At 64.2% G+C, this 22,480-nt stretch carries 24 protein-coding genes and 1 pseudogene; 17 read left to right on the top strand and 8 right to left on the bottom strand.

Annotated features, from left to right (window positions below; all coding sequences use genetic code 11):
• Positions 1 to 190 precede the first annotated feature (190 nt).
• The 3 genes from P6U27_RS01125 to P6U27_RS01115 all read right to left on the bottom strand — a co-directional run bounded on the left by P6U27_RS01125 (position 191) and on the right by P6U27_RS01115 (position 1,629).
• Complete coding sequence (locus tag P6U27_RS01125; RefSeq protein WP_407193571.1) at positions 191 to 784, bottom strand: cytochrome b/b6 domain-containing protein; 594 nt, start codon at positions 782 to 784, stop codon at positions 191 to 193.
• Between the two features lie 13 nt (positions 785 to 797).
• Positions 798 to 1,076 (bottom strand): PepSY domain-containing protein, encoded by a 279-nt coding sequence (locus P6U27_RS01120; RefSeq protein WP_122400288.1) that lies wholly within the window; start codon positions 1,074 to 1,076, stop codon positions 798 to 800.
• 202 nt (positions 1,077 to 1,278) lie between these two features.
• Positions 1,279 to 1,629, bottom strand: a complete 351-nt coding sequence (locus P6U27_RS01115; RefSeq protein ID WP_122400287.1) for a hypothetical protein — start codon at positions 1,627 to 1,629, stop codon at positions 1,279 to 1,281.
• Between the two features lie 95 nt (positions 1,630 to 1,724).
• On the opposite strand from P6U27_RS01115, the gene P6U27_RS01110 reads away from it, so the two are divergent.
• Positions 1,725 to 2,255, top strand: a complete 531-nt coding sequence (locus P6U27_RS01110) for a TetR/AcrR family transcriptional regulator (RefSeq protein WP_407120459.1) — start codon at positions 1,725 to 1,727, stop codon at positions 2,253 to 2,255.
• A gap of 58 nt (positions 2,256 to 2,313) precedes the next feature.
• The gene (locus P6U27_RS01105) at positions 2,314 to 2,511 is read left to right on the top strand and encodes a Trm112 family protein (protein ID WP_122400286.1); all 198 of its coding nucleotides are present in this window, start codon (positions 2,314 to 2,316) and stop codon (positions 2,509 to 2,511) included.
• Between the two features lie 232 nt (positions 2,512 to 2,743).
• Here P6U27_RS01105 and P6U27_RS01100 read toward each other — a convergent pair whose 3' ends face one another.
• A complete protein-coding gene (locus tag P6U27_RS01100; RefSeq protein ID WP_122400285.1) occupies positions 2,744 to 3,964 on the bottom strand; it encodes a ubiquinone biosynthesis hydroxylase in 1,221 nt (406 codons plus the stop codon).
• A gap of 203 nt (positions 3,965 to 4,167) precedes the next feature.
• Between P6U27_RS01100 and tesB the strand changes: the two genes are divergently transcribed.
• Positions 4,168 to 5,028: an acyl-CoA thioesterase II gene (tesB, locus tag P6U27_RS01095; RefSeq protein WP_122400284.1), complete on the top strand. Its 861-nt coding sequence runs from the start codon at positions 4,168 to 4,170 to the stop codon at positions 5,026 to 5,028.
• Positions 5,029 to 5,031: 3 nt separating this feature from the next.
• On the opposite strand, the gene P6U27_RS01090 is transcribed toward tesB, so the two are convergent.
• Positions 5,032 to 5,919 carry a DUF4339 domain-containing protein gene (locus P6U27_RS01090; RefSeq protein WP_129144339.1) on the bottom strand — a complete coding sequence of 296 codons (888 nt, stop codon included), beginning with the start codon at positions 5,917 to 5,919 and terminating at the stop codon, positions 5,032 to 5,034.
• A gap of 238 nt (positions 5,920 to 6,157) precedes the next feature.
• Here P6U27_RS01090 and P6U27_RS01085 point away from each other — a divergent pair, with 238 nt between their 5' ends.
• From P6U27_RS01085 to xth, 12 genes are all read left to right on the top strand, one after another.
• Positions 6,158 to 6,496, top strand: coding sequence for a P-II family nitrogen regulator (locus tag P6U27_RS01085; RefSeq protein WP_122400282.1), 339 nt, complete (start codon positions 6,158 to 6,160; stop codon positions 6,494 to 6,496).
• Positions 6,497 to 6,565: 69 nt separating this feature from the next.
• Entirely contained in the window at positions 6,566 to 7,864 is a 1,299-nt protein-coding gene (locus P6U27_RS01080; protein WP_129144340.1) for an ammonium transporter, read from the top strand.
• 65 nt (positions 7,865 to 7,929) lie between these two features.
• Positions 7,930 to 8,244: a helix-turn-helix transcriptional regulator gene (locus P6U27_RS01075; protein WP_129144341.1), complete on the top strand. Its 315-nt coding sequence runs from the start codon at positions 7,930 to 7,932 to the stop codon at positions 8,242 to 8,244.
• A gap of 11 nt (positions 8,245 to 8,255) precedes the next feature.
• Positions 8,256 to 8,612, top strand: a complete 357-nt coding sequence (locus P6U27_RS01070) for an SRPBCC domain-containing protein (protein WP_407193570.1) — start codon at positions 8,256 to 8,258, stop codon at positions 8,610 to 8,612.
• Between the two features lie 41 nt (positions 8,613 to 8,653).
• The gene (locus tag P6U27_RS01065; protein WP_122400278.1) at positions 8,654 to 9,256 is read left to right on the top strand and encodes an ATP-dependent Clp protease proteolytic subunit; all 603 of its coding nucleotides are present in this window, start codon (positions 8,654 to 8,656) and stop codon (positions 9,254 to 9,256) included.
• 433 nt (positions 9,257 to 9,689) lie between these two features.
• Positions 9,690 to 10,028 carry a P-II family nitrogen regulator gene (locus P6U27_RS01060; protein WP_008142813.1) on the top strand — a complete coding sequence of 113 codons (339 nt, stop codon included), beginning with the start codon at positions 9,690 to 9,692 and terminating at the stop codon, positions 10,026 to 10,028.
• A gap of 37 nt (positions 10,029 to 10,065) precedes the next feature.
• Entirely contained in the window at positions 10,066 to 11,514 is a 1,449-nt protein-coding gene (locus tag P6U27_RS01055) for an ammonium transporter (RefSeq protein ID WP_122400277.1), read from the top strand.
• 203 nt (positions 11,515 to 11,717) lie between these two features.
• Entirely contained in the window at positions 11,718 to 12,122 is a 405-nt protein-coding gene (locus tag P6U27_RS01050) for a GFA family protein (protein WP_122406312.1), read from the top strand.
• Positions 12,123 to 12,344: 222 nt separating this feature from the next.
• On the top strand, positions 12,345 to 13,559 hold the full coding sequence (locus tag P6U27_RS01045; RefSeq protein ID WP_407193569.1) for an aminotransferase class I/II-fold pyridoxal phosphate-dependent enzyme: 1,215 nt from the start codon (positions 12,345 to 12,347) through the stop codon (positions 13,557 to 13,559).
• Positions 13,560 to 13,568: 9 nt separating this feature from the next.
• On the top strand, positions 13,569 to 16,046 hold the full coding sequence (locus P6U27_RS01040) for a DNA translocase FtsK (protein ID WP_407193568.1): 2,478 nt from the start codon (positions 13,569 to 13,571) through the stop codon (positions 16,044 to 16,046).
• A gap of 152 nt (positions 16,047 to 16,198) precedes the next feature.
• Positions 16,199 to 16,954, top strand: a complete 756-nt coding sequence (locus tag P6U27_RS01035) for an outer membrane lipoprotein carrier protein LolA (protein ID WP_407194539.1) — start codon at positions 16,199 to 16,201, stop codon at positions 16,952 to 16,954.
• 132 nt (positions 16,955 to 17,086) lie between these two features.
• Positions 17,087 to 17,902, top strand: coding sequence for an exodeoxyribonuclease III (xth, locus tag P6U27_RS01030; protein ID WP_407193567.1), 816 nt, complete (start codon positions 17,087 to 17,089; stop codon positions 17,900 to 17,902).
• A gap of 66 nt (positions 17,903 to 17,968) precedes the next feature.
• On the opposite strand, the gene P6U27_RS01025 is transcribed toward xth, so the two are convergent.
• Both P6U27_RS01025 and P6U27_RS01020 read right to left on the bottom strand, forming a co-directional pair.
• Positions 17,969 to 18,412, bottom strand: a complete 444-nt coding sequence (locus tag P6U27_RS01025; protein WP_122400272.1) for a cyclic nucleotide-binding domain-containing protein — start codon at positions 18,410 to 18,412, stop codon at positions 17,969 to 17,971.
• 58 nt (positions 18,413 to 18,470) lie between these two features.
• Positions 18,471 to 19,157, bottom strand: a complete 687-nt coding sequence (locus tag P6U27_RS01020) for a response regulator transcription factor (RefSeq protein WP_008142830.1) — start codon at positions 19,155 to 19,157, stop codon at positions 18,471 to 18,473.
• A 201-nt stretch (positions 19,158 to 19,358) separates the two neighbouring features.
• Here P6U27_RS01020 and P6U27_RS01015 point away from each other — a divergent pair, with 201 nt between their 5' ends.
• Positions 19,359 to 19,928 carry a L,D-transpeptidase gene (locus P6U27_RS01015; RefSeq protein ID WP_407194538.1) on the top strand — a complete coding sequence of 190 codons (570 nt, stop codon included), beginning with the start codon at positions 19,359 to 19,361 and terminating at the stop codon, positions 19,926 to 19,928.
• A gap of 224 nt (positions 19,929 to 20,152) precedes the next feature.
• Positions 20,153 to 21,318 (top strand): annotated as a pseudogene (locus P6U27_RS01010) (IS110 family transposase).
• A 446-nt stretch (positions 21,319 to 21,764) separates the two neighbouring features.
• Here the strand turns inward: P6U27_RS01010 and P6U27_RS01005 are convergent.
• Positions 21,765 to 22,454: a YggS family pyridoxal phosphate-dependent enzyme gene (locus P6U27_RS01005; RefSeq protein ID WP_407123128.1), complete on the bottom strand. Its 690-nt coding sequence runs from the start codon at positions 22,452 to 22,454 to the stop codon at positions 21,765 to 21,767.
• Between the last annotated feature and the right edge of the window lie 26 nt (positions 22,455 to 22,480).

Below are 22,480 nucleotides of genomic sequence, written 5' to 3'. Positions count from 1 at the left end.
ATACTATCGAGGATTGAGCCGATCAGGCTTTGTCCGCGTTAATTTTCTGCAATGCCCGGTTGCATGCCTATCGCGAGGTAAATGTTTCCCCGCAAATGACGCAAGTTGGGGGTGGTTGTGCGGGTTAAGACGGCTCCGCCCCGTGAAACTACGTAGGCCTGTGGCTGCTCGGGAACTCGACCGGTTCCGCTTAGAGATGATGCCGGATCCGCTTGCGGCCGGTGATCATCGCCCGGATCAGGTTCTCGCGCTGAAGAAGTCCCATCAGCAGCACGCCGAGCACGTGCAGCACCACCAGCACGATGACCGCATCCGATGAATAATGGTGGGTGTCCTCGACCCACCAGAGGCCGAAGAAGGTCACGGTCACCGACATCGCGCCCGTGATCGCCGAGACGGCGACCGCCAGCAGCAGCGCCACCAGCATCATCGTGCCGGCGGGATTGAGTCCGATATAGCGGCCGGTGATGCCGCGGCGCAGATTCCAGAGATAGCGTGGCGCGACAAGGAGCCGGACGCCGACCATGCGGAAACGAGAGTAGCGACCGCCCCAGAAACCCCAGACGATACGGAAGACGAGAAGCCCAAGGACCGTATAGCCGACGATGCGATGCAGCCGGTCATAGACGGTGGGCGTGAACCACGCGGCCAGGATGCTGGCCGCGAAAGCCCAGTGCCAGAGTCGCAGCGGCAGATCCCAGACTGCGACCGTCCGCGAAGCGGTTCGATCCGCGGGGGCCCGGTCGGCCGGCCCGCGCGCTTCTGGCACCGCTTTTTCGATCAAGCCGGGATGATCCTTACTTGGCGATCGTGTGCTTCAGGCTGAGATCTTCGGGGCTGTAGAACAGCTCGTAGAGCTTGCCTTCCTTGACGCCGTAGACCTCGTAGCACGAGCCTTCGATCTTGGAGCGCCGCACCTCATAGCCCAGCGCCTTGGCCTTGGCTTCGGCTTCGCTGGCCGGCTTCCACGACGCCTTGTCTAGCTTGGTGCAATCCTTGAAACCGTCGGCCAAGGCCGTCGATCCCGCGCCGATTCCGATCGTCAGTGCAATGGCAACAACACGAATGACCTTCACGAACTCTCCTCCTCTCGTGGACGCGCCGCGAAGCCGCGGAGCGCACCGAAGGAAGCAAAGAAGGCGGTGAAGTCAATCGCGTACGGCCCTGGTTCGCTTTAGATAACCTCTAACATGCGCGAAAACATGAGAGCTCTCTGCGCACAATGCGGATTTGGCCCCACCGCTCCAGCCTTACGCCTCACGGACCGGATGCGCGGCGCTAGTAGCCTGCGACCGCGAGCGCGACGACTGCCCCCATGCCGACCCAACCGAAATGGCGGCCACGCGTGGCGAAAGCATTGGCGAGGGCTGCAAAGCCGAACACGATGGCGAGCGTGGCGACGATCCAGTGCCGGGCGAGGCTCGATTCCAGCCGCGGCGCAACCAGCAGCAGCACGCCGCCGCCGATCCACGCCACGGTGCCGGCCTGCCATACCAGTCGGATCAGCGTGCGCAGGCGCGGCGGCTCGATGCTGGCGCGGGCGAATACCTTGCTCTCGCCGAGCACGCCGTGGATCAGCGCGATGAGGATCGCGACGGCGCCGGAACATTGCAGGAGAAGGTCTCGCATCGGGCATGCTCCATCCGTACAGCACTGTATGGATATGCACCCACTTGCCCGCGGCTGTCAATACACTAGTGTATGGCCTCCATCCGGAGCCAGGCATGACCGAGCAGCTTTCCGCCGACGACTGGATCAAGGAGGGTTTGAAGGCGCTCGGCAAGAACGGCTTCACGGCGCTGAAGGCCGATCCGCTCGCCAAGTCAATGGGTGTTTCGCGCGGCAGCTTCTATTGGCATTTCGCCGATCTGGCCGGGTTTCACGCTGCCGTGCTGAAGCGCTGGCGCGAGATCGCGGCCGAGCAGATCATCGCAGATGTCGAAGCCGCCAGCGACGAGCCGCTCAAGATGCTGCTGTGGAGATCCTTTGGCGCGCGGCTCGACCTCGAGCGCGCGGTGCGCAACTGGGCCGCGTTCGATGCGACGACGCAAGCGGCGGTGCGCGCAATCGATCGCCGCAGGCTCGACTATATCGAGGCGCTGCTGGAAAAGCGTGGGCTGGCTCCGGCGACGGCGCAGGCCCGCGCGCAGATCCTCTATTGGACATTCCTCGGTTCCGCCCTGTCAGGCCCGCCGCTGCCGGCGGCGCGGCTTCAGGCCGTGCTCGACGAGCTCCTAGGGATGCTCGTCGCTTAGACCCGTGATGCCGGACGCGAATTTCTGTGCTAAAGGCAGCCGACTGCCGGAGACCCCCATGAACGTGCCCACCGAACGTCCCGAAGCCAGCGTCGACCCCAAATTGCTGGAGATTCTGGTCTGCCCGCTGACCAAGGGCCCGCTGGAGTTCGATTCGGCCAAGCAGGAGCTGATCTCGCGCAGCGCCAAGCTCGCCTATCCAATCCGCGACGGCATCCCGATCATGCTGCCGGAAGAGGCGCGCAAGATCGATTGAAGCTTGCGTAGCCGGTCGCTCGTTTGGAGCAATGCCGGCGCCACATCCTCGGTGTCGTCCCTGCGAAGGCCGGGACCCGTTACCACCGAATTGCGCTGTTGCGCGAGTTGGTCACCTCGAGTCTTCGCAACACTCTTGCTGCGGAGTATGGGTCCCGGATTGCGCGATTGGGGCGCGCTTGTCCGGGACGACGCGAAGAGAGTGAGGCGCGAGCGCTCTCTAAACTTGCGCCTTACAACGCCTCGCCCTTCAGCAGCCGCGGCACTTCGCCGGTGAGGCCGGCGGCCTGGCGGATGAAGAGGTTCTTCAGCGGCGGGGCGCGGTCGACGAGGCCGAGGCCGATGTCGCGCACCGTGCGCAACAGCGTCGACTGATTGGAGAACAGGAAGTTCAGAGAGTTGGTGGCGACGCCCATCGCCATGGTGTCGAAGCGGCGCCAGCGCTGGTAGCGTTCGAGCACGTCCGCCGCGCCGAGATCCATGCCGAGCCGCGCGGCATCGACCACGACCTCGGCCAGCGCCGCGACGTCCTTCAGCCCCATGTTGAGGCCCTGGCCGGCAATGGGGTGGATGACGTGGGCGGCATCGCCGACCAGCGCGAGGCGCTCGGCGACGAATGAACGCGCGACGAAATAGGACAGCGGAAACGCGCGCGGCTTGTCGAGCACCTTCACCTCGCCGAGATGCAGGCCGAAACGCTGCTCGAGCTCGCTGTGAAATTCCTCGTCACTGAGCCCGATGATGCGCGCGGCCTCGGCTCGGCGCTCGGTCCATACCAGCGAGGAGCGCTTGCCCGAGAGCGGCAGGATCGCGAAGGGACCTGCCGGCAGGAAGTGTTCTTCGGCGCGGCCTTCGTGATCGCGTTCATGGCCGACGGTGACGACGATACCGGACTGATCGTACTCCCAGCCATGGGTGACGATACCGGCGCGCTCGCGCAGTCTTGACCGCGCGCCATCGGCGGCGACCAAGAGACTGGCTGCGATCACGCTGCCGTCGCCAAGCGTCACGTCGATGCCATCGGAGCGCCCGTCGTAAGACACGACCGTGGTGGCGCGAAGATCGATGCCCTCGGCCTCGGCGCGCACCACCAGCGCATCGATCAGCCGGCGGTTCTCGACCATATGCGCAAACGGCTCGCCCGGCGCGACATCGCCGGCGAAGTTGAGGAACACCGGACGGGTGGCGTCCTCGAGCTTGGAATCCGTGACGACCATGTCGAGGATCGGCTGCGCCTCGCCCCTGACGTCGTCCCAGGCACCAATCGCCTCGAACAGGCGGCGGCAGGCGGCGACGATCGCGGTGGCGCGCGGATCCCGGCTCGGCCGCGTGCTGAACGCGGGATCGGCGACGATGACGGGGATCTCGGGGCCGAGCCCCTGGCGTAGCGCCAGGGCCAGCGCGAGCCCCGCAAACGCGCCGCCACCTATGACAATGCTACCCTGTACCGACATACCAAGCTTCCCGGTCAATTCTCGGTCTTGCTAGCAGACTTGAGCTGGGCGAAACAGTGCGGTGAAACAAGGGCGGAACGGCTTCGTTCCGTCATTCCGGGGCGCCTCGAAGAGGCGAACCCGGAATCTCGCTCAACAACTTCTGGATTCCGGGTTCGCGCTCACGCGCGTCCCGGAACGACGACGAAAGCGAAAGCGCGCCGATGTCCAAAAGCCTGATCGACCTGATCTCGATCCTCGACCTCGAACAACTCGAGGTGAATTTGTTCCGTGGCAACAGCCCGAAGACGAGCTGGCAGCGGGTGTTCGGCGGCCAGGTGATCGGGCAGGCGATGGTTGCCGCCTGCCGCACCGTCGAGGGCCGGCTGCCACATTCGCTGCATTGCTATTTCATCCTCCCGGGCGATCCGCAGATCCCGATCATCTACCAGGTCGAACGCCTGCGCGACGGCAAGAGCTACTCGACCCGCCGCGTCACCGCGATCCAGCATGGCAACGCGATCTTCTCGATCATGGTGTCGTTCCACGCCGACGAGGAGACTTCATTCGATCATCAGGACAAGATGCCTGATGTGCCGCCGCCGGAGAAGCTCACGGCGGAGGAGGTGGCGAAGCAGCCGATGTTCAAGGAGATGCCGGAGTTCATCCGCCGCTACTATGAATCGGATCGGCCGATCGAGCTGCGTCCGGTCGAGCTCGGCCGCTATTTCGGCCAGAAGATCGAGGACGGCCGCATTCACGTCTGGATCAAGACCGCCGCGAAGCTGCCAGACGATCCGGCGCTGCATATGTGCGCGCTCGCCTACGCCTCCGACTTCTCGCTGCTGGATGCGATCATGGCGCGCTACGGCCGCACGCTGTTCGACAAGCGAATGATGCCGGCGAGCCTCGATCACGCGATGTGGTTTCACCGCCCGTTCCGCGCCGACGAATGGCTGCTCTACGCGCAGGATTCGCCGAGCGCGCAATCAGGCCGCGGCCTGACCCGCGGCTCGATCTTCAAGCCCGACGGCACGCTGGTGGCGTCCGTTGCGCAGGAAGGCTCGGTGCGCGAGCGGAGATAGCGCTCAATAGGCGCGAGCGGCCGCCCCGCGGTCGACCAGCGCGAATTGCGACACGAACCAGCAGCCGTACCAGCGCAGCATCCACGGAATCGGGATGATCAAGCTGCAAGCCAGCGTGAACACCACCGATCGCCACAGGATCTGCCAGCCACTGCCATTGAAGACGACCTCGCGCCGCGTGCCCTCGATGTTCCGGCAATTCCAGCGCATCCAGAACGCGATCACCCAGGCCCAGCCGATGATGGTGATGGTCGAGATCATCATCAGCAGATACCAGCCGACATAGCCGATCGCGCTGCCCTGGAACGAAAGCGGCAGGCGCTCGCCGTTCGAGGTGAGATTGGCTACGATCCAGCGCAGGATCACCCAGGCGAGGAACGCATTGGCGATCGCTGCAAGGAGCGGCGCGAACGAGATGCCGGTGGCGCCGGCGTAAGTCAGGAGCGCGTTCAGCATCAGCGCCCACCAAATGTCCATCGGTTGGCCGGCGAAACCAAAATTCGGCCGGCCCGGCACCTGGATGTGCGAGGTGATGTATTGGTAGAACCAGACGGTGGCCCAGGGCGCGGGGATCACCAGCAGGATGCCGATCACGAACACGATGCTGCGGCCAAGAAGACCGAACGCGCTGAAATCAGCCGTTAGCGATCCGCCCGCAGCGCCACCGTAGCCACCGCCGCCCATCATCGGCGAGCCGCCGGCCGGAATCATCGGAGGTGCACCGCCGCCGAGCAGGCCCGGAATCTCGGCGGCCTTCTGCCAGCCGGCCATGCCCTCGGTCCAGACCAGCGTGTCTGGACGGACGATGCCCTGGGCGATGAGATCGCGGAACTGCCCTTCCGCAAAGGGCCCCTGCTGCTTGCCCTCGGATGCGTAGAACCAGCTCGCCATGAAACGTCCCCCTCGAACATAATTATGTACCGGCCGGGACGCTTCGGTTCACCGCATCCATGCCAAAAATGCATTGTGAAGGATCAACGGATGCCCTGTACAGAGGCGGCCGTTCGCATGGCGAGACGTTTTTCCGCTTCAACCTGCAACTTTTTTGTGCCATTTGCCCGGAAAGATGCCAGATTGACGCGGCGCCGGGGACATACGGCGCGGCGCATCCCGGGGAATAGGCCTGACCATGAAACTCGTCGTCGCGATCATCAAACCCTTCAAGCTCGATGAGGTCCGCCAGGCCCTGACGGCGATCGGCGTCCACGGCATGACCGTGACCGAGGTGAAGGGCTATGGCCGCCAGAAGGGTCACACCGAGATCTATCGCGGCGCGGAATATGTCGTGAACTTCCTGCCGAAGCTGCGGATCGAGATCGCCGTCGCCTCCGATGTCGCCGACAAGGCCGTGAGCGTGATCAGCGCCACCGCGCGCACCGGGCAGATCGGCGACGGCAAGATCTTCGTGACACCGATCGACCACGCGCTACGCATCCGCACCGGCGAGACCGACAGCGACGCGCTCTAAACACACCTCTTCGATCGCACGCGTCGATGCCGTTGCGTGCCAATCAATTTCGATGCCGGGGGAAATGACATGGCGGGACTGTTGCGCCGCGTAGCCATCATGGCTGCGCCGATCGGATGCGTGTTGATGATGGTTTCGCCGGCGCGCGCGGCCTCCGAGATCAACACCGCCGATACCGCCTGGATGATCGTCGCCACCGCGCTGGTGCTGATGATGACGATCCCGGGGCTCGCGTTGTTCTATTCCGGCATGGTGCGGAAGAAGAACGTGCTCGCCACAATGGCGCAGAGCCTCGCCGCGGTGACGCTGATCTCCATTCTCTGGGTCGCGTTCGGCTATTCGCTCTGCTTCGTCGGCGACGGACCGTGGATCGGCACGCTCGACCGTTGGTTTCTCGCCGGCATGACCATGGACAGCGTCAACCCTGCTGCGAAGACCATCCCGGAATCGCTTTTCATGCTGTACCAGATGACGTTTGCGATCATCACGGTGGCGCTGGTCGCGGGCTCGGTTGCCGACCGCATGCGATTCTCGGCGTATCTGTTGTTCTCGGTCGCCTGGTTCATCTTTGTTTACATTCCGCTGGCGCATTGGGTGTGGGGCGGCGGCTTCCTCGCCAGCACGGGCGTTTTGGATTTCGCCGGCGGCCTCGTCGTGCACCTGTCGGCCGGCACCGGCGGCCTCGTCGCGGCCAAGGTGATGGGGCGCCGTCACGGCTACGGCACCGAGAATCTCTCGCCGTTCGATTTGTCGCTCGCCGTGATGGGCACCGGCCTGTTGTGGGTCGGCTGGTTCGGCTTCAACGGCGGCTCGGCGCTCGGCGCGAACTCGCGCGCGGTGATGGCGATCACCGCCACTCATCTTGCCGCCTGCGCGGGCGCGCTGACCTGGGGCGCGATCGAATGGTCGACGCGGCGCAAGCCCTCGGTGCTCGGCATGATCTCCGGCGCGGTGGCCGGGCTCGGCACCATCACGCCAGCCTCCGGCTTCGTCGCGCCCTGGCACGGCATCGTCATCGGCGTCATCGCCGGTGCGGTCTGCTACTGGGCCTGTACCTGGCTGAAGCACCGCTTCAACTATGACGATTCGCTCGACGTCTTCGGTGTCCACGGCATCGGCGGCCTGACCGGTACCCTGCTCGGCGGCGTATTCGCGACCAGCGCCATCGGCGGCACCGCCGGCCTGCTGGAGGGCCATCCCCAGCAGATCCTGATCCAGTTCTACGGGGTCGCCGTTACCTTCGTCTGGTCGGCGGGCGTCAGTTTCGTCCTGCTCAAGCTGGTCGGCCTGTTCGTGCCCTTGCGCGTATCCCGTGAGCATGAGCTGGAGGGACTCGATATCTCGCAGCACGGCGAAGCGCTCCAGTAAGCCATCGGCTGCCCGACCTTCATTCCGGGCTTGCACGACACATAAGCATGTGCTTATGTATCGTCATGACCGAAGCCGACATCTTCAAGGCGCTGGCAGACCCGACACGCCGCAAGGTCTTTGAGAAACTCGCTGGCGGAAGCCTGAATGCCAGCGCGTTGCGCGATGGATTGGAGATCAGCCAGCCAGCGATGTCGCAGCATCTGTCGGTGCTGCGCGCGGCAGGTCTCGTGCGCGAGCAGCGGCAGGGCCGCTTTGTCAATTACGAAGTCGACCCGGACGGAATTGTCGCCATCGGGGCATGGCTCGCGCGCTATCGCGCCTATTGGCCGAAGCGTATGGAAGCACTTGCCGATCTCCTGAAGGACATGGACCAATAAGGACTGGCTCAATGAGCGACGCCGCGAAACCTGATCGTCCGAACGAAGCGCTCGTGCTCGAATTCGATTTCGATGCTCCGCCAACAAAGGTCTGGCGCGCCGTGACCATTCCCGAATTGCGCGAGCGCTGGTTGCCGGATTGCGATCTTGCGGGCGCCGAGCCGGAATCGTCGATCGCGGGCGAGGAGGTGCGCTACCGGCTTCGCGATTCCGAACCGCCGTTTCGCGAAAGCCACGTCATCTTCCGGATCGAACCGAACGAGGACGGCGGCACCCGCTTTCGCATCATCCAGCAGGCCTGCGACATCGGCGCAAAGCTGCCGCAAGCCGCCAACAGCAATTGCGGCGTGATGCGCGCGGCGGCTTAACACCAAACGGACTTCATCCCCTGCAGACATGGAGGTCGCCGATGCGCGACATGCTTCAGCTCGTCCCTATGGTCGTCGAACAATCCGCCCGCGGCGAACGATCCTTCGACATCTACTCGCGGCTTTTGCGCGAGCGGATCATCTTCCTCAACGGCGAGGTCAATGATGCGATGTCGGGCCTCGTCTGCGCGCAGCTCTTGTTTCTGGAAGCGGAGAACCCGAACAGGCCGATCAATCTCTACATCAATTCCTATGGCGGCGTGGTCACCAGCGGCCTCGCGATGTACGACACCATGCAATTCATCAAGGCGCCGGTTCATACGCTGTGCATGGGCACCGCGCGTTCGATGGGCTCGTTCCTGCTGATGGCCGGCGAGCCCGGGCACCGCGCGGCCCTGCCGAACGCCAGCCTTCACGTCCATCAGCCACTCGGCGGCTTTCAGGGCCAGGCATCCGACATTCTGATCCATGCCAACGAGATGCAGGAAACCAAGCGACGCATCATCCGGCTCTATGCGCGGCATTGCGGGCGGTCCGAGGAGGAGGTGGAACGGACGCTGGACCGCGACCACTTCATGACTGCGCAGCAAGGCGTCGAATGGGGATTGATCGATCGGGTTTTTGCGGCGCGCGACGCCGCCTGATCGACCCAATGGCGGCCTTCGGCCCCCCAGGCTTGGATCAGGAAGTCCGGCTTGCAGCGCGTATCGCGTGAGCAGGAACCTGAGAGGTGGATGGTTTGCAGCAGGGCGAAGCCCTGCGATAGGCACGTGCGCTACGTAATTACCTTCCCGCTGCCCGGCACGTGAGCAACATTGTGTCGACGGCCTGTCGTGCCCGAGATTTGAGCAGACGTGACCACGTTTTGAGCGCGACGTAATAGCGCACCGCAGCGCAATACCAGTCAACCGCGAAAACGCCCGTTTTCATAATCCGTTAGGCAATGAGGCTGATCTGGCACGGCATTTGATTCTAAGGGGTCCGGCTGTGCCCGCGTAGTGAAAATTCTCCCTCGTGGCGAACCAGTCGAGAAACGCCCGGCCACGTCCGGACCGGGCCCAAGCGGGGATAGGACCCATGAAAATTGTTATGGCGATTATCAAGCCATTCAAGCTTGAAGAAGTCCGTGACGCCCTGACCGCCATCGGCGTTCACGGTCTCACGGTGACGGAAGTCAAGGGATATGGCCGCCAGAAGGGCCATACGGAAATCTATCGCGGCGCCGAATATGCCGTGAGCTTCCTGCCCAAGATCAAGATCGAGGTCGCTGTCGCCTCCGACCAGGTCGACAAGACCATCGACGCCATCACGTCCGCGGCGAAAACCGGACAGATCGGCGACGGCAAGATCTTCGTCATCAATCTCGACCATGCGGTTCGCATCCGCACCGGCGAGGCCGATGCCGCGGCCCTCTGACTTCGCGCTCAACCTTATCCAATCAGGAGTAAACAATATGACGTTCAAGCGTCCCTATGGCGCGGGATTGGCGGCTCTCGCAGTCGGCCTGTTCGCTGCGACCGCAGCCTACGCCGAGCCAACGGTCAACAAGGGAGACAACGCCTGGATGCTGACATCGACAGTGCTGGTGCTGTTGATGACGATCCCCGGTCTCGCGCTGTTCTACGGCGGCCTCGTCCGTTCCAAGAACATGCTCTCGGTACTGATGCAGGTGTTCTACACCGTCTGCGTCGTCACCGTGATCTGGGCCGTGTACGGCTACAGCCTCGCCTTCACCGGCGGCTCCGACTTCATCGGCGGCTTCTCCAAGGCCTTCATGATGGGCGTCACCACCGACTCGAAGGCCGCGACCTTCTCGGTCGACGCCAACATCTCGGAGCTCATCTATATGTGCTTCCAGATGACCTTCGCGGCGATCACGCCCGCCCTCATCGTCGGCGCCTTCGCCGAGCGCATGAAGTTCTCGGCCATCGCTCTCTTCATTCCGCTCTGGGTCACGCTGATCTACTTCCCGATCGCGCACATGGTCTGGTACTGGCCCGGCCCGGACGCGATCCAGGATGCGGCCAAGGCGCTGGCTGCGGCGGGTGATGCGGCGGCGAAGACCGCGGCGCAGGCCAAGCTCGATGAGATCAACGCCGACGCCGGCTGGATCTTCAAGAAGGGCGCGATCGACTTCGCGGGCGGCACGGTGGTGCACATCAACGCCGGCATCGCAGGCCTCGTCGGCGCTCTCCTGATCGGCAAGCGCGTCGGCTACGGCAAGGAGCTGATGGCTCCGCATTCGCTGACCATGTCGATGATCGGCGCCTCGCTGCTCTGGGTCGGCTGGTTCGGCTTCAACGCCGGCTCTAACCTCGAGGCCAACGGCGGCGCTGCGCTCGCCATGACCAACTCCTTCGTCGCCACCGCAGCCGCCGCGCTGTCGTGGATGTTCGCGGAGTGGATCGTGAAGGGTCATCCGTCGGTGCTCGGCGTCATCTCCGGCGCTGTCGCGGGTCTCGTGGCCGTCACGCCCGCTGCCGGCTTCGCCGGCGTGATGGGTGCGATCGTCCTCGGCCTCGTCGTCGGCGTGGTCTGCCTGTTCTTCTGCACCGTCGTGAAGAACGCGCTCGGCTACGACGACTCCCTCGACGTGTTCGGCGTACACTGCATCGGCGGCATCGTCGGCGCCCTCGGCACCGGCATTCTGGTCAACCCGGCGCTCGGCGGTGCGGGCATCATCGATTACACCGCCATCCCGCCCAAGGTTGCCGATTACGACTTCGCGGCGCAGATGATCTCCCAGCTCTGGGGCGTCTGCACCACGCTCGTGTGGTCGGGCGTCGGCTCGGCGATCCTCTACAAGGTCGTCGATGTGATCGTTGGCCTCCGCGCCAATGTCGAGAGCGAGCGTGAAGGCCTCGACATCACCGAGCACACCGAGCGCGCCTACAACATGTAACTCTCCTCCCGGACGCGGTCTCCTCTGGAGATCGCGTCCACAACTACGGTTTGGGCACATACCCGGCAATGCCCCGACCGTTGAGGGGCTCCAGCGCAAGTTGGAGCCCCTTTCTTTTGATCGGCGCGCTGAAGAAAAAGATTGCCATTCCGCGAAGCCGGCGCAGAAATATCGACCTCAAGAACAACAATCGGGAGGTCGTCATGCGTTTGGAAGGCGGATGCTATTGCGGCGAAGTGCGCTATGTCGCCGAGGGCGACCCGATGATGCAGGCGCAGTGCCATTGCCGCGAGTGCCAGTACATCTCGGGCGGCGCACCCAACACCTTCATCGCGATGCCGGCGGCAGGCTTCACCTACATCACCGGCCAACCGAAGCAGTTCAGGCGCAAGGATCTCGAACGCGCCGTCACGCGCGAGTTCTGCGCCGAATGCGGCACGCACCTCGTGACCAAGGTTCCAGGCCTGCCGGCCGCAGTCGTGAAGGTCGGCACACTGGACGAGCCGGAAAAATTCAAGCCGCAGATGGCGATCTACACCTGCGACATGCAGGAGTTCCACACCATCCCCGCAGGCATGAAGACCTTCGAGAAGCTGCCGGGGCACTAAGACCGAGCCGCGAAGGCGGTGCGCCCCCTCCTGCAAGCAAGCGGGAGAGGTGGGAGCCGCCATGCATCCCGTTGTAATCCGGTCCCATTATTCCCGCTCTGGACGACGGCGGCGGCCGATGGTTAATCGCGTCTTAACCTCGCCCTATCTATGGTGAACTGAACCGCTTCCCGCCGGCGCCTATGGTAGCGACCGGCCGTTCCAAGAGTGCTGGCGTCAACAATGGCTATGACCGCTTCATCCCGTGCGCCGCAGGCCAGTGGAAGCTCCGATTCCGAGCGCTCGCCTTTCGTCCGGTTGAATGAGCTTTTGGCCCCGCATCAGCCGGGCAAGCCCTTGATTTCGCTTGCGGTCGGCGAGCCCCAGCATCCCGTGCCCGACTTCGTCGGCCCAGTGCTGGCCAAGCACATCGCCGAATTCGGCCGTTACCCCGCGAACAAGGGCACCGACCCGTTCCGCCACGCCGCCGGCGCCTGGCTGTCGTCGCGATTCAAGCTGCCGCGGCCGCTCGACCCCGAGAGCGAGATTCTCGTCCTCAATGGCAGCCGCGAGGGGCTGTTCCTCGCCGCGATGGCGGCCGCGCGCTATGTCGGCCCGCGCCCCGGCAAGCCTGCGATCCTGATGCCGAACCCGTTCTATCCGGTCTATGGCGCCGGCGCGCTCGCAGCCACTTGCGAGCCGGTCCATCTGCCGACAACGGTCGAGAACGGCTTCCTGCCCGATCTCGACGCCATCGATGAGGCGACGCTGGCGCGCACGGTGGCGTTCTATCTGGCCTCGCCCGCCAATCCGCAGGGCTCGGTCGCGAGGCCCGACTATTTCGAGCGACTGAAGCAGTTCGCCGATCGCTACGGCTTCGTGATCCTGAGCGACGAGTGCTATTCCGAGATCTACACCCGAGAGGCCCCCGGCAGCGCGCTGGAATGTGCCGGTCCCGATTTCACCCGCGTCGTTGCGTTCCAGTCGCTGTCGAAGCGCTCCAACCTGCCGGGCCTGCGCGTCGGCTTCGCCGCCGGCGACAAGAAATTCATCGGCATGTTCCTCGAGCTGCGCAACATCGCTGCACCCCAGGTGCCGGTGCCGCTCCAGCATGTCGCGACCGTCGCCTATGGCGACGAGGCGCATGTCGAGGAGAACCGCAGGCTCTACCGGATCAAGTTCGATCTCGCCGACCAGATCATCGGCAATCGTTACGGCTATCGCCGCCCCGATGCCGGCTTCTGCGTCTGGCTCAACACCTCAGAAGTCGGCGACGACGTGTCGGTGACACTCAAGCTCTTCAAGGAAGCAGGCGTGCGCGTGGTGCCCGGCAGCTTCTTGGCGCGACAGCAGCCCGACGGATTCAATCCCGGCGCGGGCTACATCCGCCTCGCGCTGGTGCAGGATGGCGAGACGACGGCGCAGGCGCTGCACCGTCTGGTCGAGACTCTGGGTTAGGCGGGGCCCGTGAGCATGTCGGCAATCGAACGTGTCATTCCACTGGTCGCTCATCTGCCGCCCTCGATCCGCGAGGGGCTGGCGCGGCGCATGCGCGAGCTTACCGGGCTTGGCATGATCGCGCTGGCAGGTGTCGCCTCGGCGGCGCTGATGACGTGGTCGGTGCAGGATCCCAGCCTCAGCCACGCCACCTCGCGGCCGATCCGCAACATTCTCGGCTATGCCGGTGCCATCGGCGCCGACCTTGCGATGCAGATCCTCGGGCTCGGCGCGATCATGCTGGTGCTGACGGTTGCGGTCTGGGGCTGGCGCATGATGACGCATCGCCCGTTCGACCGCGAGGCGCTGCGGCTCGGCTCCTGGATTCTCTGCACGGTGATCGCGGCGGGCTTCGTCAGCTGCTGGCCGCATGGCGGCGCATGGCCGCTGCCGACCGGACTCGGCGGCGTGGTCGGCGATGCCCTGGTGCGCGCGCCCGCCGTGATTTTCGGACCGGCCGGCACGATCTATCGCATGGTGCTGGGCACGATCCTGTTCGCCGCGATGGCCGCGAGCTTCCTGATCGCCTGCGGCCTCGGCGCACGCGAGCACGACGACGAGCTTGCGGAGATCGAGAACGACGACAAGCCGCTCGACGAGGACGAGGAGAGCGATCGCGGCTCCGTGTCGCTGGGCTGGCTGTTCCATGCGCTGATGAGCACGAAGGCCCGGCTGATCTGGCTACTGGGCGCTGCCTACCGCGCGCTGGTCTCGAGCGGACCGAAGACCAAGGCCGCTCAGTTCAGCCGCCAGGAGCCGAATCTCGGCGGCGGCCGCGCCGCACCCTCGATCTCGCCGCAGGCCGAGGACGAGGACTACGAAGACGAGCACGAGGAAGAAGAGGTCGAGGAGGAGGAAGAGGAGGAGCCCGCCGCGCGCGCCCCGAAGAAGAAGGCTGCGACGAAGGCCGCTTCCAAGAAATCCTCCGACAAGTTCGATCTTCCGTCCGTCTCCATGCTGGCCGCGCCGAAGGCTGGCGATCGCCAGCCGCTGAGCAAGGCCGAACTGGAGACCAATTCCCGTTCGCTCGAAGGCGTGCTGCAGGATTTCGGCGTGCGCGGCGAGATCGTGAAGGCCAATCCGGGCCCCGTGGTCACGCTGTACGAGCTGGAGCCGGCGCCCGGCATCAAGTCCTCGCGCGTGATCGGTCTTGCCGACGACATCGCCCGCTCGATGAGCGCGCTCTCGGCCCGCGTCGCCGTCGTGCCCGGCCGCAACGCGATCGGCATCGAGCTGCCGAACGCGCATCGCGAGAAGGTTTACCTGCGCGAATTGCTGGTGGCGAAGGAAGCGACCGACACGGTCGCGAAGCTGCCGCTCTGCCTCGGCAAGACCATCGGCGGCGAGCCCGTCATCATCGACCTCGCCCGCACGCCGCACATGCTGATCGCCGGCACCACCGGCTCGGGCAAGTCGGTCGCGATCAACACCATGATCCTCAGCCTGGTCTACCGGCTGCGCCCTGATCAGTGCCGGCTGATCATGGTCGATCCGAAGATGCTCGAACTCTCCGTCTATGACGGCATTCCCCATCTGCTCACGCCCGTCGTGACCGACCCCAAAAAGGCGGTGGTCGCGCTGAAATGGGCCGTGCGCGAGATGGAGGAGCGCTACAAGAACATGGCCAAGCTCGGTGTGCGTAACATCGACGGCTACAACACGCGCCTGCTCGAATTGAAGGCCAAGGGCGAGGAGCCGACGCGCACGGTGCACACCGGCTTCGACAAGGAGACCGGCAAGGCGATCTACGAGGAAGAGAAGCTCTCGCTCGATCCGCTGCCCTACATCGTCATCATCGTCGACGAAATGGCCGACTTGATGATGGTCGCCGGCAAGGACATCGAAGGCGCGGTGCAGCGTCTCGCGCAGATGGCGCGCGCCGCCGGCCTGCACGTGATCCTGGCGACGCAGCGCCCGTCGGTCGACGTCATCACCGGCACCATCAAGGCGAACTTCCCGACCCGCATTGCCTTCCAGGTCACCTCCAAGATCGACAGCCGCACCATCCTCGGCGAGATGGGCGCCGAGCAGCTGCTCGGCCAGGGCGACATGCTCTACATGGCCGGCGGCGGCCGCATCAGCCGCGTGCACGGTCCGTTCGCTTCCGACGAGGAAGTCGAGAAAGTGGTGCGTCACCTCAAGACGCAGGGGCAGCCGGAATATCTCGAAGCCGTCACCGCAGAAGAGCCGACCGAGGACGAGGACGGCGCCGTGTTCGACGCCACCGGCATGGGCGGGGATGGCGGCGGCGATCTATTCCAGCAGGCGGTTGCGATCGTCAAACGCGATCGCAAGGCTTCGACCAGCTACATCCAGCGCCGCCTGCAAATCGGCTATAATCGCGCCGCGTCTCTGATGGAGCGCATGGAACTGGAAGGCATCGTCGGTCCCGCCAACCACGCCGGCAAGCGCGAGATTTTGGTCGAGGAAGAAGACAGCCATATGTGAGGCGAGGAGCCTCTGAAACCTAATTTCACGCAAAATCGATATCTGCTTTTGCCCGAAATCACGCTAAAAGGCGCCCAGCCATACAGGACGACGCGTTGATCAGACATCCGGACATTCGATTCGCTGCCCTCATCGCCGCGCGAAGCGCGCGCGTGGCCGGCGTGCTTCTCGTCACCGCCGCGATGGTGACCGGTGCGTCGCTCGCGCAGACCGTGCCGATGCCGAAGCCTGCGCCGAAGGGCCGCGATGGCGCTCCGGCCGGCGGTGGCCCAGCCGTCACCGGCGCGACGCAGACCCCGCCGAATCCGGTGATTCCGGATCCGCGGCGCAACGTGCCGAGCAGCATCTTCCAGACCTTCGATGCCAACCAGAAGGCACAGGCCGCCAAGGTCAGCGCCTATCTGTCGTCGCTTCAGACATTGGTCGGGAATTTCGTCCAGGTCGGCCCCGACGGCAGCAAGACGCAGGGCGATTTCTACATCCAGAAGCCGGGCAAGGTACGCTTCGAATATGACGCGCCGAGCCCGATCGACATCATCGCCGACGGTTCGTCCCTTGTGGTGCGCGATCGCAAGCTCGCGACCCAGGACGTCTATCCGCTGTCGCAGACGCCGCTGCGCTTTCTCTTGTCCGACCGCATCGACCTGATGAAGGACACCAACGTCGTCAACGTCTCGGCCGACGACGTCTATGTCAGCGTCACCATCGAGGAGAAGCAGGCGCTGGTCGGCACCAGCCGGCTGCTCCTGATGTTCGGTGCCAAGGACGGCCAGCTCAAGCAGTGGACGGTCACCGATCCGCAGGGCTATGACACCACGATCGCGGTCTACAATCTGGATTCGAGCAAGAAGCTCGATCCCAGCATGTTCAAGATCGATTTCACCAATTACGGCCCGTCGCCGGGTTGAGAGCTGATGGGTTGCTCCGACGGTCGTCATGCCCGGGCTTGTCCCGGGCATCCACGTTTTGGGTCCTACAAAAAGGCGTGGATGGCCGGGTCAAGCCCGGCCATGACGGATGGAGTTTGTTAGATCGTCCCCATGCGTCTTTCCCTGACAACCTGGAACATCAATTCGGTGCGGCTGCGCATCGATCTGGTCGCGAAATTTCTCAAGAGCGCGCGGCCGGAGGTGCTGTGCCTGCAGGAGACCAAGTGCATCGACGACGCCTTTCCGATGAAGCGCTTCAAGCGGCTCGGCTACGAGCACGTCGCGCTGAACGGTCAGAAGGGCTATCACGGCGTCGCCATCGTCTCGAAGATTCCGTTCGAATCGAAGGACATCCGCACCTTCTGCGATAAGGTGGATTCGCGGCACATCTCGGTGTCGTTCGGCGAGAACGCGGGCATCGCAAAGCCGCTGGTGCTGCATAATTTCTACGTGCCCGCGGGCGGCGACATTCCCGATCCCGCGCTGAACGAGAAATTCGACCACAAGCTTCGCTTCCTCGACGAGATGACGGCGTGCGAGCCGCTGCATCCGCGCGGTGAGGATCGCCATATCCTGGTCGGCGATCTCAACGTTGCCCCGCACGAGAACGACGTCTGGTCGCATAAGCAGCTTCTGAAAGTCGTCTCGCACACGCCCGTCGAAACCGAGAAGCTGAAGGCGGCGCTCGCCGCCGGCGAATGGGTCGACGTCGCGCGCGAGCGCATTCCGATGTCGGAGAAGGTCTATACGTGGTGGAGCTACCGCTCCGCCGACTGGACCGTCGGTGACCGCGGCCGCAGGCTCGATCACATCTGGGTCTCGCGCGCGCTGAAAGACGCGGTGCAGGATTTCAGGATTCTGCGCGACGCGCGCAGCTGGGAGCGGCCGTCGGATCACGTGCCTGTCACGGTGACGCTGGAGGTGTGAGGCCCTGTCATTGCGGGGCGCGCGGAGCGCGAGCTGTGGTGCGCCCGGAATAACGAGCGGAGAGAGCTACGACGTCAGCTTCGCGCCCGCCATCAAGATATCGCTGGCGATCTGGCTGGAGCGCACCGCGAATTCGTCGCGCAGGCGTACGGCCGCGGCGGGATCGCTTTCGAGCACACGCTGGAACAGGCTGCGTGCGACGCGGATGACGGAGGAATGCTCCAGCGCGATCGCGCTCGACGGCCGCTTCATCGGCACCACCAGCGCGAGCTCGCCGATCAGCGCGCCGGGACCTGCGATCATCTCGGCGCCGGCGCCGTCCTCAACCCGGAAGGCGCCGCGCTGGACCACGAAGCCGGCATCGGCGGCGTCGCCGAGATTGAACAGGACGTCGCCGCGGACGAAATCGCGCTGCTCGGAACCGATCGCCAGCATGCGCAACGAGGCGTCTCCCAACAGCCGCAGTGTCGGGACACGCTCGAGAAGCGCTACGTCGTCGTCGATTGACATTCAGGTCCGAGGCTCAAGGGCACGCCATCTAAAACGATTCGCGCGCCCCCGAAGCGTATCACGGCACCAGCTTGTAGCCACCGGCTTCCGTGACCAGGATTTCCGGGTTGGCCGCATCCTTCTCGATCTTCTGGCGAAGGCGATAGATGTGGGTTTCCAGCGTATGGGTGGTGACGCCGGAATTATAGCCCCAGACCTCCTGGAGCAGGGTCTCGCGCGACACCGGCATCTGGCCGGCGCGGTAAAGGAAACGGAGAATGGCGGTTTCCTTCTCGGTGAGGCGGACCTTGCGCGCATTGGCCGCGGTCAGCATCTTCGAGCCCGGGCGGAAGGAGTAGGGGCCGACCGAGAACACTGCGTCCTCGCTGGCCTCGTGCTGGCGAAGCTGGGCGCGGATGCGGGCCAGCAGAACGGCGAAGCGGAACGGCTTTGCCACATAGTCGTTGGCGCCGGATTCCAGGCCCAAGATCGTGTCGGAATCGGTGTCATGCCCGGTCAGCATGATGATCGGCGCCTTGAAGCCGCCCTTCCGCAAGGAGCGGACAACCTCGCGGCCGTCGGTGTCGGGCAGGCCGACATCCATCAGGACAAGATCGGGGGAATTGGCTTTGGCGGCGCTCGCACCCTTGGCGCCGGTATCGACGGCGGAAGCCTCGAATTCTTCGTGTAGCGATAATTGCTCCACCAACGTATCGCGCAGATCGGTATCGTCATCCACGATCAGGATCTTGCGGGCATTGGCCATGGGGGGTCATCCTTTTAGGTCCGGCTCGGCGCGCATCCATGCCGCACCCAGCCGCGAGGGAAAGTTTAGGGTCGCCGTTATTATTATTGTTCGTGTTGAAGTAGTGGGCTGTTACCGATTCACAAGCCAGAACCACTCTAACTCAGAATATCAGGGCGTTTTGATGAATGTCCTGTAATGAATCCGACATTCCACGTTCACATGAAAAATAAAGCAGCATCAGTTGGTTACGCCAGGAATCGAAGCGCCAGGCCGCTCTCCGCGATCCGTGTTAGGCCTGCCGCCGGCAATCCGCGCAGGGGTTGGCTGACGGCCGGAGCACTGACCATCCCGGTGGCGCTGGGGCGGGGCGGCATTCTGGCCAACAAGCGCGAGGGCGACGGCGGCACCCCCAGGGGCAGCTTCCGTCCGATGCGGTTGTGGTGGCGGGGTGACCGGCACAGCCGGCCCCAGACGTTCTTGCCGACGCGGATGATCACCGGCGTGGACGCCTGGTGCGAGGATCCACGGGATCGTCACTACAACCGGAGCATCCGGCTCGGCGAGGGGCAGGGCGGTGACCGGCTCAAGCGGGCAGACCATCTCTACGACTTCATCATCGAGATCGACCACAACACGCGACCACGCATCGCCGGCCGCGGCAGTGCGGTGTTCTTGCACCTCGCCCGCGACAATTTCGGCCCGACCGCGGGCTGCGTCTCCATGACCAAATCTGCGATGCTGCAATTGCTGCGGCGCTTGGGCCCGCGAACAAAAATCATCATTGGGTGAGGGGCATGCTCGACGAGGATCCACGGGATCGTCACTACAACCAGAGCATCCGGCTCGGCGAGGGGCAGGGCGGTGACATTTGTGTAGGCGCGGCACACTCCGCCATCATTGCGAGCCCATCTCTCTCCACACGTCATTGCGAGGCGCCCTTGCGACGAAGATTCCATGGACCAGGTCTGAGGCCAGACTGAGGGTTGCTGAATCCATTCAACCTGGAGACGACGATGTTGCTCGATCATCCTTCCGACGGACTGGCCGCTATCCGCACGCAGTTTGGCGCAATTTTTGTGTCATTGGAACTGAGCCGTTCGACATGGCTGGTCACTTCGCTGTCGCCCTGCAAGGGCGAGAAGATGTCCAAACGCAGCATGAAGGCCGGCGACCTTTCGGAACTGTTGAAGCTGTTTGCGGAGCTGAAGCGCAAGGCGCAGGCGCGAACGGGTGAGAGCTATCCGATCATCGCGATCCAGGAGGCGGGGCTGGACGGGTTCTGGCTTCACCGCGCCCTGCAGCAGGAAGGCATCGAGAGCCACGTAGTCGATCCGGCCTCGATTGCGACGCCGCGCCGGCGCCGGCGGGCCAAGACGGACCGGCTGGATGGCGAGACGCTGTTGCGGACGCTGCTGGCCTACAAGCGCGGCGAGGTACGGGTCTGCGCCATGGTCGTTGCGCCCTCTCCGGCAGAGGAGGACCGCCGTAGGCTGTGCCGCGAGCGAGAGACCTTGATCGCGGAGCGGATCGAGCATGTGAACCGGATCAAGGGTCTTCTGTTCGCGCAAGGGATCTTCGACTACGCGCCGCTGCGGCGAGACCGGCGGAAGCGGCTGGAGGCCTTGCGGACGGGCGACGGGCGCGCCTTGCTGGCGCATCTGAAGGCGCAGATCAGCCGCGAACTCGACCGGCTCGAACTGCTGCTCGACCAGATCACGGCGGTGGAGCGCGAGCAGGATGCGTTGCTGGCCGCGAGCAAGGCGGCGGGGAGAAGACCGTATCGAACCCGGTGGCAATGCTGCTCGAACTGAAGAGCCTGGGCCCGAACTTCACGGCCGTTCTCTGGTCGGAGGCCTTTTACCGGCAGTTCGCCAACCGCCGCCAGATTGCATCCTATGCCGGCCTTGCAGCCACGCCATGGCGCAGTGGCGGCATCGAGCGCGAGCAAGGCGTGTCGAAGGCTGGCAATCCGCGCCTGAGAACCACGATGATCCAGCTCGCCTGGCTCTGGGTACGCCACCAGCCTCAATCGGCTTTGACCCAGTGGTTCAAGGTGCACAGCCAACGCGGCCGCAAGCGCGCGATCGTGGCGCTCGCGCGCAAGCTGCTCGTGGCCCTCTGGAAGTACGTGACCGCGGGCGTGGTGATCGAGGGAGCCGAGATAAAGGCCGCCGCCTGACACCACGCTCCTCAGCCTCAAAGCCAATCCGCCGAGATTGATCAGCCTCGGCCGATCCGGGTGGACGAACCGATGGATTGCATGGCTTCAAACGCCGTAACGAAGAATGGTCTCGTCCTCTCGAGCCTGCCCGCCGCAAGCGGAATGTTGGTGCAGCCGCCGCCGCGCGGCGACCGAATGTGAGTTTGATCTGGCAAGCAAACCAGATTGCAAAAACCGGCTCGACCCTTGGATCGCCTGACGAAAAGGAGTTATCCGCCCGCTGCCCCGACTGCCAAAGCCTGATGGCGTGCTCGCTCGAGTCAAGGCCAAGTCGCTTCGCGACGGCCCTACGGGCCGACCTTGACTCGATCTGCGCGCGCCATCCTACGTGCTCCACGGTCGGGACGAAGAGCTGGCCTGCAAATCGACAGAGTTAGGGCAACATCGGCCCTCGCCGACGGCAGCTAACGATGCCCGAAGATCGCGCTGCCGACGCGCACATGGGTAGCGCCCAACATGATGGCGGTCGCAAAATCCGCGCTCATGCCCATCGAGAGATTCTTCAACCCGTTGCGCGCGGCGATCTTTGCGGTCAGCGCAAAATGCGCCGCTGGCGGCTCGTCGACCGGCGGTATGCACATCAGTCCGGAGATCGTCAGCCCATAAGTGTCGCGGCAGCTTGCAAGGAACGCGTCGGCCTCGCCGGGCGCGACGCCGGCCTTCTGCGGCTCCTCGCCGGTATTGATTTGGACGAAGAGCTGCGGGTGCTTGTTCTGGGATTCGATTTCCTTGGCTAATGCTTGGCAAATGCTCGGGCGATCGACCGAATGGATGGCATCGAACAGCGCGACCGCGTCTTTCGCCTTGTTGGATTGCAGCGGCCCGATCAGATGCAGCGCGATATCGGGGTAAACAGACGTTAACGCCGGCCACTTGCCTTTGGCCTCCTGCACCCGATTCTCGCCGAATACGCGCTGCCCGGCGGCGATAACCGGGGTAATTGCATCCGCCGCGAAAGTCTTGGACACCGCAATCAGCGTCACGGCAGCACGATCACGCTGTGCGTCCGTGCAGGCGCGTGCAATTTCGGCTTCAACCGCGGCAAGCGCGTTTGGTGAATGGCCGGTTACCGGCGCGGCATTAGCTTCTGTCATGACGTCTCTTGGCTGTTCGTAGCCCG

It is taken from the genome of Bradyrhizobium sp. STM 3566 (assembly GCF_045571445.1).
Taxonomy (GTDB): Bacteria; Pseudomonadota; Alphaproteobacteria; order Rhizobiales; family Xanthobacteraceae; genus Bradyrhizobium; species Bradyrhizobium vignae.
This window is presented reverse-complemented; position numbering and strand designations above follow the sequence as displayed.